A 14,049-nucleotide genomic window follows, 5' to 3' on the forward strand; every position below is an offset into this window, starting at 1 on the left:
GACGGTGGACGCCGGTTCAGATCAGCCCGAGCCCCTTCACGGCATCGCGCTCCGCGACCAGCTCCGCCACGGAGGCGTCGATCCGCTCGCGGGAGAACGCGTCGATCTCCAGACCCTCCACGACCTGCCAGTCCCCTCCGGCGGACGTCACCGGGAACGAGGAGACCAGGCCCTCCGGCACGCCGTACTCGCCGCGGCTGTACACGCCGGCGCTGGTCCAGTCGCCCTCGCGGGTGCCGCGCGTCCAGTCCCGCACGTGCTCGATCGCCGCGTTCGCCGCCGATGCCGCCGACGACGCCCCGCGCGCGTCGATGATCGCGGCGCCACGCTTGGCGACGGTCGGGATGAAGGTGTCGGTCAGCCACTCGCGGTCCGCAGCCACCTGCGCACCCGGGGTGTCTCCCACCGTCGCGTGGAACAGGTCCGGGTACTGGGTCGCGGAGTGGTTGCCCCAGATCGTCAGGCCGCTGATCCGGTTCACCGGCGTCCCGGTCCGGGCCGAGACCTGCGACAGCGCGCGGTTGTGGTCCAGCCGGGTCATCGCCGTGAACCGCTCCCGGGGCACGTCCGGCGCGTTGGCCGACGCGATGAGCGCGTTCGTGTTCGCCGGGTTGCCGACGACGAGCACCTTGACGTCCGAGGCCGCACCGTCGTTGATCGCCTTGCCCTGCGGCCCGAAGATCCCGCCGTTCGCCTCGAGCAGGTCGGCCCGCTCCATGCCGGCGCCGCGCGGCCGCGCCCCGACGAGGAGGCCGACGCTGGCCCCCTCGAACGCCTTGACCGGATCGTCGAAGATGTCGATGCCCGCCAGCGTGCCGAAGGCGCAGTCGTCCAGCTCCATGGCCGTGCCCTCGGCGGCCCTGACGGCCGGGGGGATCTCGAGCAGTCGGAGCCGTACCGGCACGTCCGCGCCGAGCATCTCTCCCGCGGCGATGCGGAAGAGCAGCGCGTACCCGATCTGGCCAGCGGCTCCGGTGACGGTGACGTTCACGGGTTCAGTCATGGCCACACTCTTGCATCGATCCGGGGGCCGTGCCCAGTGCTCTCGCGAGATCTTTCACCAAGTCGTGACCGGCGGTTCCCCGCCCGTGACCAGCGCGCCACACCTCGCCGCATTCAGGTCTCGTTCAGGTCATTACTGGCAAGATGCTCCCCGAGACCCGGCACGCACCCCGCGTGCGCCACTCGAAAGGATCATTTCTCATGGCCAACGCGTACGCCGTGTCCGACGGCGCGCTCGACGCCCCCTCCCCTCCCGCCGGCTCAGGCGTGCTGTCCCGCCTGCTCGCCGAGGCGTTCGGGACCTTCGTCCTCGTGCTCGGCGTGCTGAGCATCAGCGTGTACAACTTCCTCAACGCGACGGGCGCCGTCGGTGTCGCCCTGACCGCCGGCTTCGCGTACGCGGCCGCGCTGATCGCCGTGGGCCACGTGTCCGGCGGCTGGTTCAACCCGGCCATCACGCTCGCCCAGGCGATCGCGGGCCGCGTGACCTGGGCCGAGGTCCCCCTGTACTGGATCGCCCAGCTCGTCGGCGGCTTCGCCGCGGGCGCCGTCGTCTTCGCGACGCTCCCCGACAAGCTCCACGAGCTGATCGGCAAGGACAACGCCGCCGGGCTGTTCGTCGACGCCGCGAACGGCTGGGGCGACCACTCCCCGCTCTACACGCTCTCGCAGGGCGGCGCGACGTTCAACATGCTCCAGACCGGCATCGTCGAGGTCGTCGTGTCGGCCGTGCTCGCCGGTATCGCCCTGGCGGTCGGCACGCGGAACCGCGCCATGATGGCCGCCGGCGGCGGCTTCGGCCTGGCCGCGCTCACGATCACGGCCTACCCGGTGGCCGGCGCCGGCATGAACCCGGTCCGCTCGAGCGTCGCCGCGGTCTTCGCCCAGGACTGGGGCGGCGTGAGCGGCCAGGTCTGGATGTTCTGGCTCGCGCCGCTGGTGGGCGCGGGCATCGCGGCGCTCTTCGCCGTCGCGTTCGGTTCGCAGGGCGCCCCCGTCGAGGTCGACGTGTACGGCGCGCAGCCCGCCGCCGACGCGTCCGACGACGAGGACGACGACGAGGACGACGTGGACGACGTGGATGACGACACGGCCGGCGACGACGCCTCCGCCAAGAAGACGTCCGGGTCCACGTCCGACGACTGACGGCTCCGCAGCACACGGCCGAGGTGGTGCGTCCCGGCGGGACGCACCACCTCGGCCGTTCTGTCCCGCGCGGCTGTTCAGAGCACCGCGTCGCGCAGCCGGACCCCCGGGTCGATCACCTTCTCCAGGTCCACGACGAGCGGTTCGGCGCGGTTCATCAGCTTGCGCACCTGACCGACCTCCCGCGGCGAGTCCGCCAGCAGCGCGGCGCGGACGCGCGCGACATGGTGGCCCTGCTCCGTCACCTTCGGGTTCCGGTCCATCGAGTGCTCGACGTAGAACGCCGCCCACCGCCCGTCGTCGGCCGGGTCCCCCCGGAACGCGACCACCTCGAACGGCGACGGCACCCCGAAGAGGGCGAGGTCGTGTCCGAGCTGCCGGCTGAACACGTACGGCGCGTGAGCGGGCAGCGGCGCCAGGCCGAGCCGGGCGCGCACCCCCTCCGTGTCGGCGGGCCGCTCGTCGACGCCGAGCAGGGCACGTGCCGTCCGCTCCGGGTCGTGCAGCGCCGCCGACCAGTGGCCACCGGGTACCGCACCGAACACGGGATGGTCGCGGGTGGCGATGTCGCCCACCGCCCAGACCCGGTTCAGCGCATCGGCATGCAGCCGCCCGGCGGGGTCGCCCGGCACGGACACCCCCAGCAGCCGGCCCGCGCGATTCACGCGCAGGCCACCGCGGGCATCGAGCGGGAGCGAGCCCCGCAGCCAGCCCGACGCCGGCCGTGCACCCACCGCGGCGAGCACGAGGTCCGCACCGAGATGCTCGCCCGCGGCCGTGCGCACGCCGTCGTCGGAGACCTTCTCGACCGGGGTGCGCGTCAGCAGGCGGACACCCGCGTCCGCGAACCACGGCGCGAGGTGCGCCCCGACCGTCCCGCCGAGCTGCCGCTCGAGCGGCGACGCACCCGCCTCGAGAACCGTCACGTCCGCCCCCGCCCCGGCGGCGACGCCCGCGACCTCGGCACCGATCCAGCCGGCACCGACGATCACCACCCGTTCCCCGGGCCGGATCCGCGCCCGCAGCGCCTCGGCGTCGCGGCGGGTGTGCAGCACGGCGGCCGCCTCCCAGCCCGGCGGCTGCACGGGTTCGGCACCGCAGGCCAGTACGACGGCGTCGGAGGCGATGGTGTCCGACGACGCCGCACGGGTGGACACGCCCTCCCGCGTCACGGTCAGGCGGGTGGCCGGGTCGTCGAGGCGCACGTCGTCGGCCAGGACGTCCAGGTCGACGCCGAGGTCCTCCGAGATCCAGAGCGGTTCCGTACGGCTGAACAGCTCCTTGGACAGCGGCGGTCGGTCGTACGGAGGGACGCCCTCCGCGCCGAGCACGGTCAGGTGCCCGGCGAACCCGTGCGAGCGGAGGGCGGCGGCGGTCTGCGCGCCGGCCAGCCCCGCACCGATGATCACGATGCTCGCGGGCATCGACAAGCCTGGCATGCCCCCACGGTATCGGCACCGGCCACACAGGTGGTTGCAGGATGGTCACGGAGGGGACCGGAGCACTCCGGTTCGCCGGTAGGCTTCGGCGCGTGAATCTCAGCAGGACCTCTATCGACGGCGGTTCCCGGACCGGGCGCACCGGGACCGGCACGGCGACGCTCGACGTGCCTGACTGGCGACAGCCCGCGGACGAGGCAGGCTGGAACGACAGCACGTCCTCACCCGAGCGTGCCGAGAGTCGTCTCGCGCAGGAGGATCCCTTGGATGCGGAGCACCCGTCGCGCCGGAGAACCCGCGCGGTCTGGTGGCTGCTCGGCGGGGTCGCGCTCTCGCTGCTCCTCGGCCTCGTGGTCGGGGGACGCGCGGGCTCCCTCGGGATCGCCGTGACGCTCGCAGTGGCCGGGACGTTCCGCGCCGTGCTGCGTGGCCCGGGCCCGGCCGGGCTGGCAGTCCGCACCCGGAGCCTCGACGTCGTCATGTACATGACCACCGCCGTGCTGATCGGCGTGCTGGCCGTGGTCGCACCGATCGACTGAGCCCTGCGCTCCGGCGCAGCCCGGCCCATCCCGCCGGGGTGGCCGCCGCCCCCGCGGCCCGGCGGCCACCCCCTGGTCAGTGCGCGAAGTGCCGCGTCCCCGTGAAGTACATGGTGATCCCCGCGGCCCGGGCCGCTTCGACGACCTCCTCGTCCCGGATCGACCCGCCGGGCTGCACCACGGCCCGCACGCCCGCGTCGAGCAGCACCTGCAGCCCGTCGGCGAACGGGAAGAACGCGTCCGACGCCGCCACGGCGCCCCGGGCCCGCTCCGCGCCCTCGCTGAGCGTGTTGGCCCGCTCCACCGCGAGCCGGCAGGAGTCCACCCGGTTCACCTGCCCCATCCCGATCCCGACGGCCGCTCCGCCGGCAGCGAGCAGGATCGCGTTCGACTTCGCGGCCCGCACGGCCCGCCACGCGAACGCGAGGTCGGCGAGGGTCGCCTCGTCCGCGGCCTCGCCGACCGCCAGGCTCCAGGACGCCACGTCGTCGCCGTCGGCCTGGAACACGTCCCGCTCCTGCACCAGCACTCCGCCGCTCACCGGCCGCAGCTCCATCGGCGCCGGCCCCGCTCCGCGCTCGCGCTCACCGGGCTGCGCGCACGCCAGGATCCGCAGGTTCTTCTTGCGCCGCAGCACGTCAGCCGCGCCGTCCTCGTAGCCGGGGGCGATGATCACCTCGGTGAACACCTCGACGACCTGCTCCGCCAGAGCGACCGAGACCGGACGGTTCGCCGCGATCACACCGCCGAACGCGGAGACGGGGTCTGTCGCGTGCGCCCTGCGGTGCGCCTCGGCCACGTCCGATCCCACCGCGATCCCGCACGGGTTCGCGTGCTTGATGATCGCCACCGCGGGCTCGGCGTGGTCCCAGGCAGCACGCCAGGCGGCATCCGTGTCCTGGTAGTTGTTGTACGACATCTCCTTGCCGCCCAGCTGCTCCGCACCCGCCAGGCCACCGGTCCCGTCGCCGTAGAGCGCGGCGTTCTGGTGCGGGTTCTCGCCGTACCGCAGCGGCGTGGTCAGCGTCCAGGTACGTCCCGCGAAGGCGGGCCACCCGGCGTCGGCTCCGGGAGCGTCGTCGCTCCGGGCGAACCACTCCGCCACGGCGACGTCGTAGTCCGCGGTGTGCGCGAACGCCGCGGCCGCGAGCGCCTTGCGCTGGGCGAGGGTGAAGCCGCCGGCGGCGACCGCGGCGGCGACGTCGCCGTACCGCGAGGGGTCGACGACGACGGCGACGCTGGGGTGGTTCTTCGCGGCGGCGCGCACCATCGACGGCCCGCCGATGTCGATCTGCTCGACGACGGCGTCCGGCTCGGCGCCCGAGTCCACGGTCCGGGCGAACGGGTAGAGGTTGACGACGACGAGCTCGAACGGCGCGATGTCCAGGTCGGCGAGCTGGTCGAGGTGGTCCTGCTTGCGGGTGTCGGCGAGGATGCCGGCGTGCACGCGCGGGTGCAGCGTCTTGACCCGGCCCTCCAGGCACTCGGGGAAGCCGGTGAGCTCCTCGACTCGGGTGACCGGCACGCCGGCGTCGGCGACGCGCTGGGCGGTGGAGCCGGTGGAGACCAGCTCGACGCCCGCGCCGTGGAGCGCGGTGGCGAGCTCCACCAGGCCGGTCTTGTCGTACACGCTCAGCAGGGCGCGGCGCACGGGGTGCTGCGCGTCGTCGGCGAGCTGGGCATCGGGGGCGGTCGGGGCGCCGGACATAACGGGTCTCCTCATCCGAACGGGGATCGGCACAACCCTGGCACCCAGGCGGGCGGCGCGCATCAGCGGGTCAGGGCCCGCTCAGCGGACCAGGGCCGCTCCCCGGTGGTATGCCCCACCCTCGCCAGTCACGACCACCCTGAACCCTACCGCCCCCCCGCACGCCGGACCGCCGTCGAACCACGGAGCTGCGCGGTTCGACGGCGGTGCCGGGCGGGGTGACGGGCTACCTGCCCCTGCCCCTGCCCTTGGTCTTGCTCCGGTCGTTCTCCATGTCGTAGATGTCCTTCGCGATCTGGCCGGCGTACCAGCGGCGCTGCTCGCGCTCGCGGAGCCGGTTCTCCCGCAGGAGGGCTCTCGCCGTGGCGAAGCACATCATGAGCATCACGATGCTGAACGGCAGCGCCAGCAGGATCGCCATGGTCTGCAACGCGCCCAGCGGACTGACGTCCAGTCCGGCCTCCGCGGCCCGGAGCCCGACCCACAGCAGCACGGCGGCGATCGTGCCCTCCATCGCGGCCCAGAACGCGCGGCTCCACACCGGCGGGTTCGGGTCGCCGCCGGAGGCGAGCATGTCGACCACGAACGACCCCGAGTCGGAGCTCGTCACGAAGAACACCACGATGAGGATCACGGCGATGGTGCTCGTCACCGCGGAGAGCGGGAAGCCGTCGAGGAGCTGGAACAGCGCGGTGTTGGTGTTCACCACGCCGTCGGCGTCGACGATGCCGCCCTCGCCGAACAGCTCGCGGTACAGACCGCTGCCGCCCAGCACGGAGAACCACAGGAACGTGACGATGGTCGGCACCAGCAGCACGCCGAAGACGAACTCCCGGACCGTGCGGCCCTTGGAGATGCGCGCGATGAACACGCCCACGAAGGGCGCCCAGCTCATCCACCAGCCCCAGTAGTAGGTGGTCCAGCCCCCGAGCCACTCCTTGCCCTCCGCGGTGAACGGACGGGCGTTGAAGGTCAGGGCGAAGAAGTTCGTCAGGTACGAGCCGATCTGCGTGAGGAAGTCGCTGAAGATGAACACCGTCGGACCCACCACGAGGATGAAGACGACCAGTGCGATCGCGAGCCCCATGTTGAGGTTCGACAGCCACTTGATGCCCTTGTCCACGCCCGTCACGACCGAGACCAGCGCGATCGCCGTGATGACGATGATCAGGCCGACGAGCAGCCACGTGGCGGGGTTCCCCGCCTCGTCGAGCGGGACGACTCCGAGGTAGCCCAGACCGGCACCGATCTGGCTGACCCCGATACCGAGCGACGTCGCCACACCGAACAGCGTGCCGAGGATGGCGATGACGTCGATGACATCGCCCCAGAAGCCCTTGATCCGGTCACCCAGCAGCGGGTAGAGCGCCCAGCGGATGGAGATCGGGTTGCCCCGGCGGTGCACCGAGTACGCGATGGCGAGGCCGACGACGACGTAGATCGCCCAGGCGTGCAGGCCCCAGTGCAGGAATGTGACGTTCATGGCGGACTTCGCCGCCAGGTCCGCCGTCGCACCCGGTTCGCCCGGGGGCACCGACGCGTAGTGGCTCAGCGGCTCGGCCACGCCCCAGTAGACGAGACCGATGCCCATGCCGGCCGCGAAGAGCATCGCGAACCAGGAGCCGAGCGCGAAGTCTGGCTCGTCGTCGTCGTCCTTGGCGAGCACGATGGCGCCCATCGGCGAGACCGCGAGCCAGAGCGAGAAGAAGACGAAGAACGCGACGACACCGATGTACCACCAGCCGAGCTCGGCGACGACGCTGTCGTTGGCAGCGCTGATCCAGCTCCCCATCCACTCCGGGAAGAGCGCCGTGGCCACGACGAACAGCACCAGCAGTCCGGCCGCCGGGTAGAAGACTCTGGGGGCGGTGATCAGCCTCTTCCGATCAGGCACCTTGGGCGCATCGGTGTCGGACACCTGCTGGTCGACTGACATTACGACCTTTCCTAGCTCTCGAGAATCACTCTGACCAATCGGTCCTCACCGTAACGAGAAGATCTTCTTTCACGACTTCTCCGCACACCGCCCGAGGCAATCTTGATCAAGACGTGACCCGATCCGACCCTGTCGGCGCACCTCCTTACCGAACGACGGCACCCGGACAGGTCCCTGGTCCCAGAGGGGTCATCCGGGGACCCCGAGGTCATCTCCCGATCGTCGCGTGGCGCCCGGCCACGAACAGGCCCTCGCGCGCGATCCGTCCCACGGTCTCGACCAGCAGGGACCGCTCGGCGACCTTGATGCGCTCGTGCAGGGTGGGCTCGTCGTCGCCGTCGTGCACCGGCACGGCCACCTGGGCCAGGATCGGGCCGGTGTCGACGCCGTCGTCCACGAGGTGCACCGTGCAGCCGGTGACCTTGACCCCGTGCGCGAGAGCGTCGCGCACCCCGTGCGCGCCGGGGAACGACGGCAGCAGCGCCGGGTGCGTGTTCACGGTCCGCCCCTCGAAGCGGCGCAGGAACTCGGGCGCGAGGATCTTCATGAACCCGGCAAGCACCAGCCAGTCCGGCCGGAAGACGCGCACCGCCTCGGCGACACCCTCGTTCCAGGCGGCGCGGTCGTCGAAGTCCTTCATGGTGACGACGGCGGACGGGACCCCGGCGTCGTGCGCGAGATCGAGCGCGCCGGCGCCGGGGCGGTCGGTGACCACGCCCACCACCCTGGCGCCGTAGGCGGGGTCGTCGTGGGCGGCGAGGAGCGCGGCGAGGTTGGACCCCCCACCCGAGGCGAGCACGACGAGACGCTTCGCGGAGCTGGATTCGACGGAGTGGCCGGACGGAGTCTGCACGGCAAGAGCCTACGATTCCGCGGCCCCTAAGGCGTCGCCCCGGGCGGGGCGGTCGCGGCCAGGATCGTCGCGGCCAGGATCGTCGCGGGCGAGATCCTCGCGAGCGGGGTCGTCAGGGCCGGGATCATCGGTTGCCGGACCGTTCCGCCGTCCCGGCATCAGGAGCTCGGCCAGACCGGTGGCACGCGAGCCCGTGGCACGCGAACCGCTCTCACCCGAGCGGACCTCCCGCGTCCGGAGGTACGGCGGCAGCACGACGAGCACCGCGCCCAGCAGCACCTCGCCCGCGACGAGGAGGCCGACCAGCCATGCGGTCGCGCCGACGTCGGACATGCGCGAGGTGCCCACGGCCCCCGACGCCGCCTCCTGGAGCACCCCCACCACCAGCCCGGCCGTACCGGCGAGCCCGCCCAGCACGAGCGCGACATCGCGCCACCGCAGCAGGCTGGGCTCCAGCCGCCGCCATGCGAACCAGCCCGCCACAGCACCGCAGCCCACCACGGCCAGCGGTACCAGCCAGCCGAGATCGCCCGTCCAGTCCTGACCCGGCAGCGCCGCGAGCAGCGGCAGGGCGGGCAGCGGCCCGGAGTCCACGCCGCCGGGTGTGAAGCTGGTCCCGGTCCCGACGGCGAACCCCGCGCCGCTGAACCACGCCACCGCCCACAGGACGAGGTCGGGCAGCAGCACGAGCTGCGCGATCGCGAGCGCGATCCCGCCGCCCCAGCCCGGGTCGAGCGCACGGATGATGTCCGACGACGTCGCCCGGCCGGCCACTCCCCACACGCCCACCATGAGCGCGGCGAGGCCACCGAGCGACGCCGTCGCGACCAGCCCGGCCCGCGCCCCGAGCCGTAGCGTGGGCGGGCACCAGCCGCGGACGAGACCGTCGAACCGCTCGCCCAGCTCGGCCGGGGCGGGCCCGTCCTGGCGCGCGAGCACGCCGAGCCCGAACCCCACGCCGCCCACCAGCGTGCCCGCCACCGGGGCCGCGAGGACGGACCACGCGGCGATGCTCGGGGCGACGACGGCCACCGCTGTCGCTCCCGCGGCGTAGCTGCAGGTCGCCGCCGCCCACGTGCGCAGGGACGCCCGCGCGGCGTGCCGGGCGGTGACGTAGCAAGCGAACAGCGCGAGGAGGGTGAGGCCGAGCGGCACGAGCGTGAACGTCATGCCCGACGCCGTCACCGGCACGCCGTGACCCAGCAGCCAGATCCCCAGGGCCACCTCGATGGGCGTGCGCCAGCGCACGCCGTCGTCGGCCCCGGTGGCGGACGCCGTGGCGACGAGGTACGCGACGAGCGCGGGAAGCACCACCACGGCCATGGACAGCAGGAACGCCTGGACGGCGGCGAGGACTCCGGCGATGGTGTCGGCCGCGGGCCCGGCGACCGGGGAGGCGGGACCGACTTCGTCGTCGACCGTGCGCGGGCGGCCGGACGCGCGCGAGCGTGCGTCGGGAACAGGACGGACGTCCGAACGAGACCGGAGAGCCGGGCGGGGGCGGGCACCGGCACGGCCCCGGGTTGGTGCACTCACCGCCCCATACTCGCTCGCCCCGGTGCGTCCCCCGGACCAACCGCCCCGGCGCGTCGGCGGCCGTGCGCTCGGACGCCAAGAACAAACCACCCACCGACCCCGAACCCGGACGGTAGGCGCCCGTTGAGCGATCGGTCGTCCCGTGAGCGTTCGGTCTCTTCGTGAGTGATCGGCAGTTTGAACTGCCGATCACTCACGAAGAGACCGAACGCCGGGCCGGCCGGCCGCGAGTGACCGGCCGGCCCGGCGTCAGGATCGCCGAACGGGCCTCAGAGGGCGCCGAGGATTCCTCGCATGAGGTCAGCGGTCTCGGACGGGGTCTTGCCGACCTTGACGCCCACGGCCTCCAGGGCCTCCTTCTTGGCGGCCGCGGTGCCGGCGGAGCCGGACACGATGGCGCCCGCGTGGCCCATGGTCTTGCCCTCGGGGGCGGTGAAGCCCGCGACGTAGCCGACCACCGGCTTGGTGACGTGCTCCTTGATGTACGCGGCGGCACGCTCCTCGGCGTCGCCGCCGATCTCGCCGATCATCACGATCGCCTTGGTCTCCGGGTCGTTCTCGAAGGCCTCGAGCGCGTCGATGTGCGTGGTGCCGATGACCGGGTCGCCGCCGATGCCGATGGCGGTCGAGAAGCCGAGGTCACCCAGCTCGTACATCATCTGGTAGGTCAGCGTGCCGGACTTCGACACGAGACCGATCGGCCCCTTGCCCGTGATGGTGTGCGGCGTGATGCCGGCGAGCGACTCGCCCGGCGTGATGATGCCCGGGCAGTTCGGGCCGATCATCCGGGTCTCCTTGCCCTGCAGGTAGGCGAAGACCTCCGCCGAGTCCTGCACGGGCACGCCCTCGGTGATGACGACGATCAGCGGCATGCCCGCGTCGATGGCCTCGATGGCGGCGTCCTTGGTGAACGCCGGCGGCACGAACAGCACCGACACGTCGGCGCCGGTCTCGGCGATGGCCTCCTTGACCGTGCCGAACACCGGGAGGGTGACGTCGTTGCCCTCGTGGTCCGTGTGCTGCACCGTCGTGCCGGCCTTGCGGGCGTTCACGCCGCCCACGATCGAGGCGCCGGAGTCGAGCATCAGGGCGGTGTGCTTGGCACCCATGCCGCCGGTGATGCCCTGGACGATGATCTTGCTGTCCTTGTTCAGGTAGATGGACATGTCAGTTCAGTCTCTGCTCTCTGTGGCGTCGGCGGGGGTGCTCAGGCGTTGGCCAGCTCGGCAGCCTTGTCGGCGCCGCCGTCCATGGTGTCGGCCAGGGTGACCAGCGGGTGGTTGCGCGTGGCGAGGATCTCGCGGCCCAGGTCCACGTTGTTGCCGTCGAGGCGCACCACGAGCGGCTTCGTCGCGTGGTCGCCCAGCAGGTCCAGCGCACCGACGATGCCCTTGGCGACCTCGTCGCACGCGGTGATGCCACCGAACACGTTCACGAACACGGCCTTGACCTGCTCGTCGCCGAGGATGACGTCCAGACCGTTCGCCATGACCTCGGCGTTGGCGCCACCGCCGATGTCGAGGAAGTTGGCGGGCTTCACGGCGCCGTGCTTCTCGCCGGCGTACGCGACGACGTCGAGCGTCGACATGACCAGGCCCGCGCCGTTGCCGATGATGCCGACCTCGCCGTCGAGCTTGACGTAGTTCAGGTTGTTCGCCTTGGCCTTGGCCTCCAGCGGGTCCGTGGCGGCCTTGTCCTCGAGCTCCGCGTGCTCGGGGTGGCGCACCTCGGAGGCGTTCTCGTCGAGGGTGACCTTGCCGTCCAGCGCGATGATCGCGCCGTCCTCGGTCTTGACGAGCGGGTTCACCTCGACGAGCGTGGCGTCCTCCTTCTCGAAGACCGTCCACAGCGTCTGGATGGTCTCCGCGACGGCGCCCCTGATCTCCTCGGGGAAGCCTGCGGCTTCCACGATCTCAGCGGCCTTGACCTCGTCGATGCCGGTCAGCGGGTCGATGGCGATCTTGGCGAGGGCCTCGGGACGCTCGACGGCGAGCTGCTCGATCTCCACGCCGCCCTCGACCGAGCACATCGCAAGATAGTTGCGGTTCGCGCGGTCCAGGAGGATCGAGAAGTAGAACTCCTCGGCGATCTTCGCGCCCTGCGCGATCATCACGCGGTGGACCTCGTGCCCCTTGATGTCCATACCGAGGATGTCGGTGGCCCGGGCCTCCGCCTCCTCGGGCGAGTGGGCCAGCTTCACGCCGCCGGCCTTACCGCGGCCTCCGACCTTCACCTGGGCCTTGACGACGACGGTTCCCCCGCCGAGCTTCTCGGCGCCTTCGCGAGCCTCCTGCGGAGTCGTCGCGACGACTCCGCCCAGCACGGGGACACCGTGCTTCTCGAAGATGTCGCGCGCCTGATATTCGAACAGGTCCACCCTGCTGCGTCCTTCCATCGGTCTCGCCCCCGTCACGCGGCACGATCGCAGGGGCCTGCTAGGCAGATGTCCCTGGTCGAGTGGAAACGCAGCGGATGACCGACGGCGTGTGCCTCACGGTCGAGGGCCGCTCATCGGTTCCGGCCAGTGTCTCGACGTCAAGACATCCCGCTACAGGGTAGCCCTGTTGGCTCGCCTACATAAGTTCACAACGTGCGGATCGCGTCACACGCCCGCACCGCGATCATGCCCTGTGGCGTGGAGGGTCGCCGCCAGGCTCGGTGCCAGCGGGAGGATCGGCAGGAGCGTGACCTGGAACGCGTGGTAGAGGTCCGGCTTGCCCGGCCAGACCGTGGCCGCCGCGCGGTTCTCCGGGTCGAGCTCGTGGCGCCACGAGCCCCGCCGGCGGTCGATGAGGTACTGCTCCGCGTAGTCCCACCAGCGCGCGTACCACTCGGCGAAGCGCGCCTCGCCGGTCCGTGCGTGCAGCGCCGCGGCCGCGCCGATCCCCTCGGCGATCACCCAGTGCATCCGCGTGCGCACCACCGGCTTGCCGTCCCAGTCCGTGGTGTAGACGAGGCCGTCGGCGCCGTCGGCCGCCCAGGCGTCCTCGACGGCGCGGTCGAACAGCCGGGTCGCGGTCCGCACCAGCCCGGCGTCCTCGCCGGTCGCGGCCTCCAGGTGCAGGATGAGCCGCGACCACTCCAGGCCGTGGCCGGGCGTCGCGCCGTAGGGCTTGAACTGGTCGTCCGGCTGGTCGCGGTTCAGCTCGAGGTCCGGCGTCCAGTCCGGCCCGAAGTGCTCGGGCAGCCGCCCGTCGTACCCCTCTGCGAGGTCGGCCACGAAGGCGACGCACCGCGCGGCACGCGCCCGCCACGCCGCGCCGTCCCCGTGGAACGCCGGGACGACGCCGGTCCCGGACCCGCCGGGCGCGCTGAGCGCGTCCACCGCGTCGGCGACGGCGAGCATCGCCTCCACCGAGTGCATGGTCGCGTTGAGCCCGCGGTAGTCGTCGCGGGTCGCGAACGCCACGTCCCAGGTGTCGACGGGGCGGCCGGCGTCGTCGTCCCAGAACTTCTCGACGTAGACGCGTGCCGCCTCGGCGAGCAGCTCCGCTCCCCCGGTCCGCCCGGCGAGCGCCGCGGAGGACGCGGCGAGCATGACGAAGGCGTGGTCGTAGCAGGACTTGCCGGCGGCGGCGTCCGGGACGCCGTCCGGGCCCAGCGCGTGGAACCAGCCGCCGTGGTCGGCGTCCCGGAGGGGCCCGGTGAGACCGGCGAGCGCGGCGTCCGCCACGGGGCCGCACCCCGGGACGCCCAGCAGCGCGCCCAGGGAGTAGACGTGCACGGTCCGGCAGGTGATCCACGTCTGGACGCCGTGGGCGTGGTCGGGGCGACCGTCGTCGTCCAGGTAGGCGGCACCGCCGTCGGGCAGGCCGGTACGCAGGCCGAACGAGAGGAGGCGCCGGGACTCCGCGTCGAGCCAGGCGCGATGTGAGGGCAATTCGATCCAC

Annotated in this window: 11 protein-coding genes; 2 read left to right on the top strand and 9 right to left on the bottom strand. The window is 72.3% G+C overall.

Annotated features, from left to right (window positions below; genetic code table 11):
* Window positions 1-16: 16 nt before the first annotated feature.
* Window positions 17-1,003, bottom strand: coding sequence for a malate dehydrogenase (locus tag ACYU96_RS04445; protein ID WP_460749427.1), 987 nt, complete (start codon window positions 1,001-1,003; stop codon window positions 17-19).
* Window positions 1,004-1,203: 200 nt separating this feature from the next.
* Here ACYU96_RS04445 and ACYU96_RS04450 point away from each other — a divergent pair, with 200 nt between their 5' ends.
* Window positions 1,204-2,148, top strand: coding sequence for an MIP/aquaporin family protein (locus tag ACYU96_RS04450; RefSeq protein WP_460749430.1), 945 nt, complete (start codon window positions 1,204-1,206; stop codon window positions 2,146-2,148).
* Between the two features lie 77 nt (window positions 2,149-2,225).
* Here the strand turns inward: ACYU96_RS04450 and ACYU96_RS04455 are convergent, their stop codons facing one another.
* Window positions 2,226-3,587 (bottom strand): NAD(P)/FAD-dependent oxidoreductase, encoded by a 1,362-nt coding sequence (locus ACYU96_RS04455; RefSeq protein WP_460749432.1) that lies wholly within the window; start codon window positions 3,585-3,587, stop codon window positions 2,226-2,228.
* Window positions 3,588-3,679: 92 nt separating this feature from the next.
* On the opposite strand from ACYU96_RS04455, the gene ACYU96_RS04460 reads away from it, so the two are divergent.
* Window positions 3,680-4,126, top strand: a complete 447-nt coding sequence (locus ACYU96_RS04460) for a DUF3017 domain-containing protein (protein ID WP_460749435.1) — start codon at window positions 3,680-3,682, stop codon at window positions 4,124-4,126.
* A 76-nt stretch (window positions 4,127-4,202) separates the two neighbouring features.
* Here the strand turns inward: ACYU96_RS04460 and purH are convergent, their stop codons facing one another.
* The 7 genes from purH to ACYU96_RS04495 form a co-directional block, all read right to left on the bottom strand.
* Window positions 4,203-5,834 (bottom strand): bifunctional phosphoribosylaminoimidazolecarboxamide formyltransferase/IMP cyclohydrolase, encoded by a 1,632-nt coding sequence (gene purH / locus ACYU96_RS04465; RefSeq protein WP_460749438.1) that lies wholly within the window; start codon window positions 5,832-5,834, stop codon window positions 4,203-4,205.
* 226 nt (window positions 5,835-6,060) lie between these two features.
* Window positions 6,061-7,770: a BCCT family transporter gene (locus ACYU96_RS04470; protein WP_460749440.1), complete on the bottom strand. Its 1,710-nt coding sequence runs from the start codon at window positions 7,768-7,770 to the stop codon at window positions 6,061-6,063.
* A 208-nt stretch (window positions 7,771-7,978) separates the two neighbouring features.
* Window positions 7,979-8,623 (bottom strand): phosphoribosylglycinamide formyltransferase, encoded by a 645-nt coding sequence (purN, locus tag ACYU96_RS04475; protein ID WP_460749443.1) that lies wholly within the window; start codon window positions 8,621-8,623, stop codon window positions 7,979-7,981.
* Between the two features lie 9 nt (window positions 8,624-8,632).
* A complete protein-coding gene (locus tag ACYU96_RS04480) occupies window positions 8,633-10,159 on the bottom strand; it encodes a cell division protein PerM (RefSeq protein ID WP_460749445.1) in 1,527 nt (508 codons plus the stop codon).
* Between the two features lie 269 nt (window positions 10,160-10,428).
* Window positions 10,429-11,325 carry a succinate--CoA ligase subunit alpha gene (gene sucD, locus ACYU96_RS04485; RefSeq protein WP_460749448.1) on the bottom strand — a complete coding sequence of 299 codons (897 nt, stop codon included), beginning with the start codon at window positions 11,323-11,325 and terminating at the stop codon, window positions 10,429-10,431.
* A gap of 41 nt (window positions 11,326-11,366) precedes the next feature.
* The gene (gene sucC / locus ACYU96_RS04490) at window positions 11,367-12,536 is read right to left on the bottom strand and encodes an ADP-forming succinate--CoA ligase subunit beta (protein ID WP_460749451.1); all 1,170 of its coding nucleotides are present in this window, start codon (window positions 12,534-12,536) and stop codon (window positions 11,367-11,369) included.
* A 225-nt stretch (window positions 12,537-12,761) separates the two neighbouring features.
* Window positions 12,762-14,039 carry an AGE family epimerase/isomerase gene (locus ACYU96_RS04495; protein ID WP_460749454.1) on the bottom strand — a complete coding sequence of 426 codons (1,278 nt, stop codon included), beginning with the start codon at window positions 14,037-14,039 and terminating at the stop codon, window positions 12,762-12,764.
* Window positions 14,040-14,049 lie beyond the last annotated feature (10 nt).

It is taken from the genome of Myceligenerans cantabricum (genome assembly GCF_054777735.1).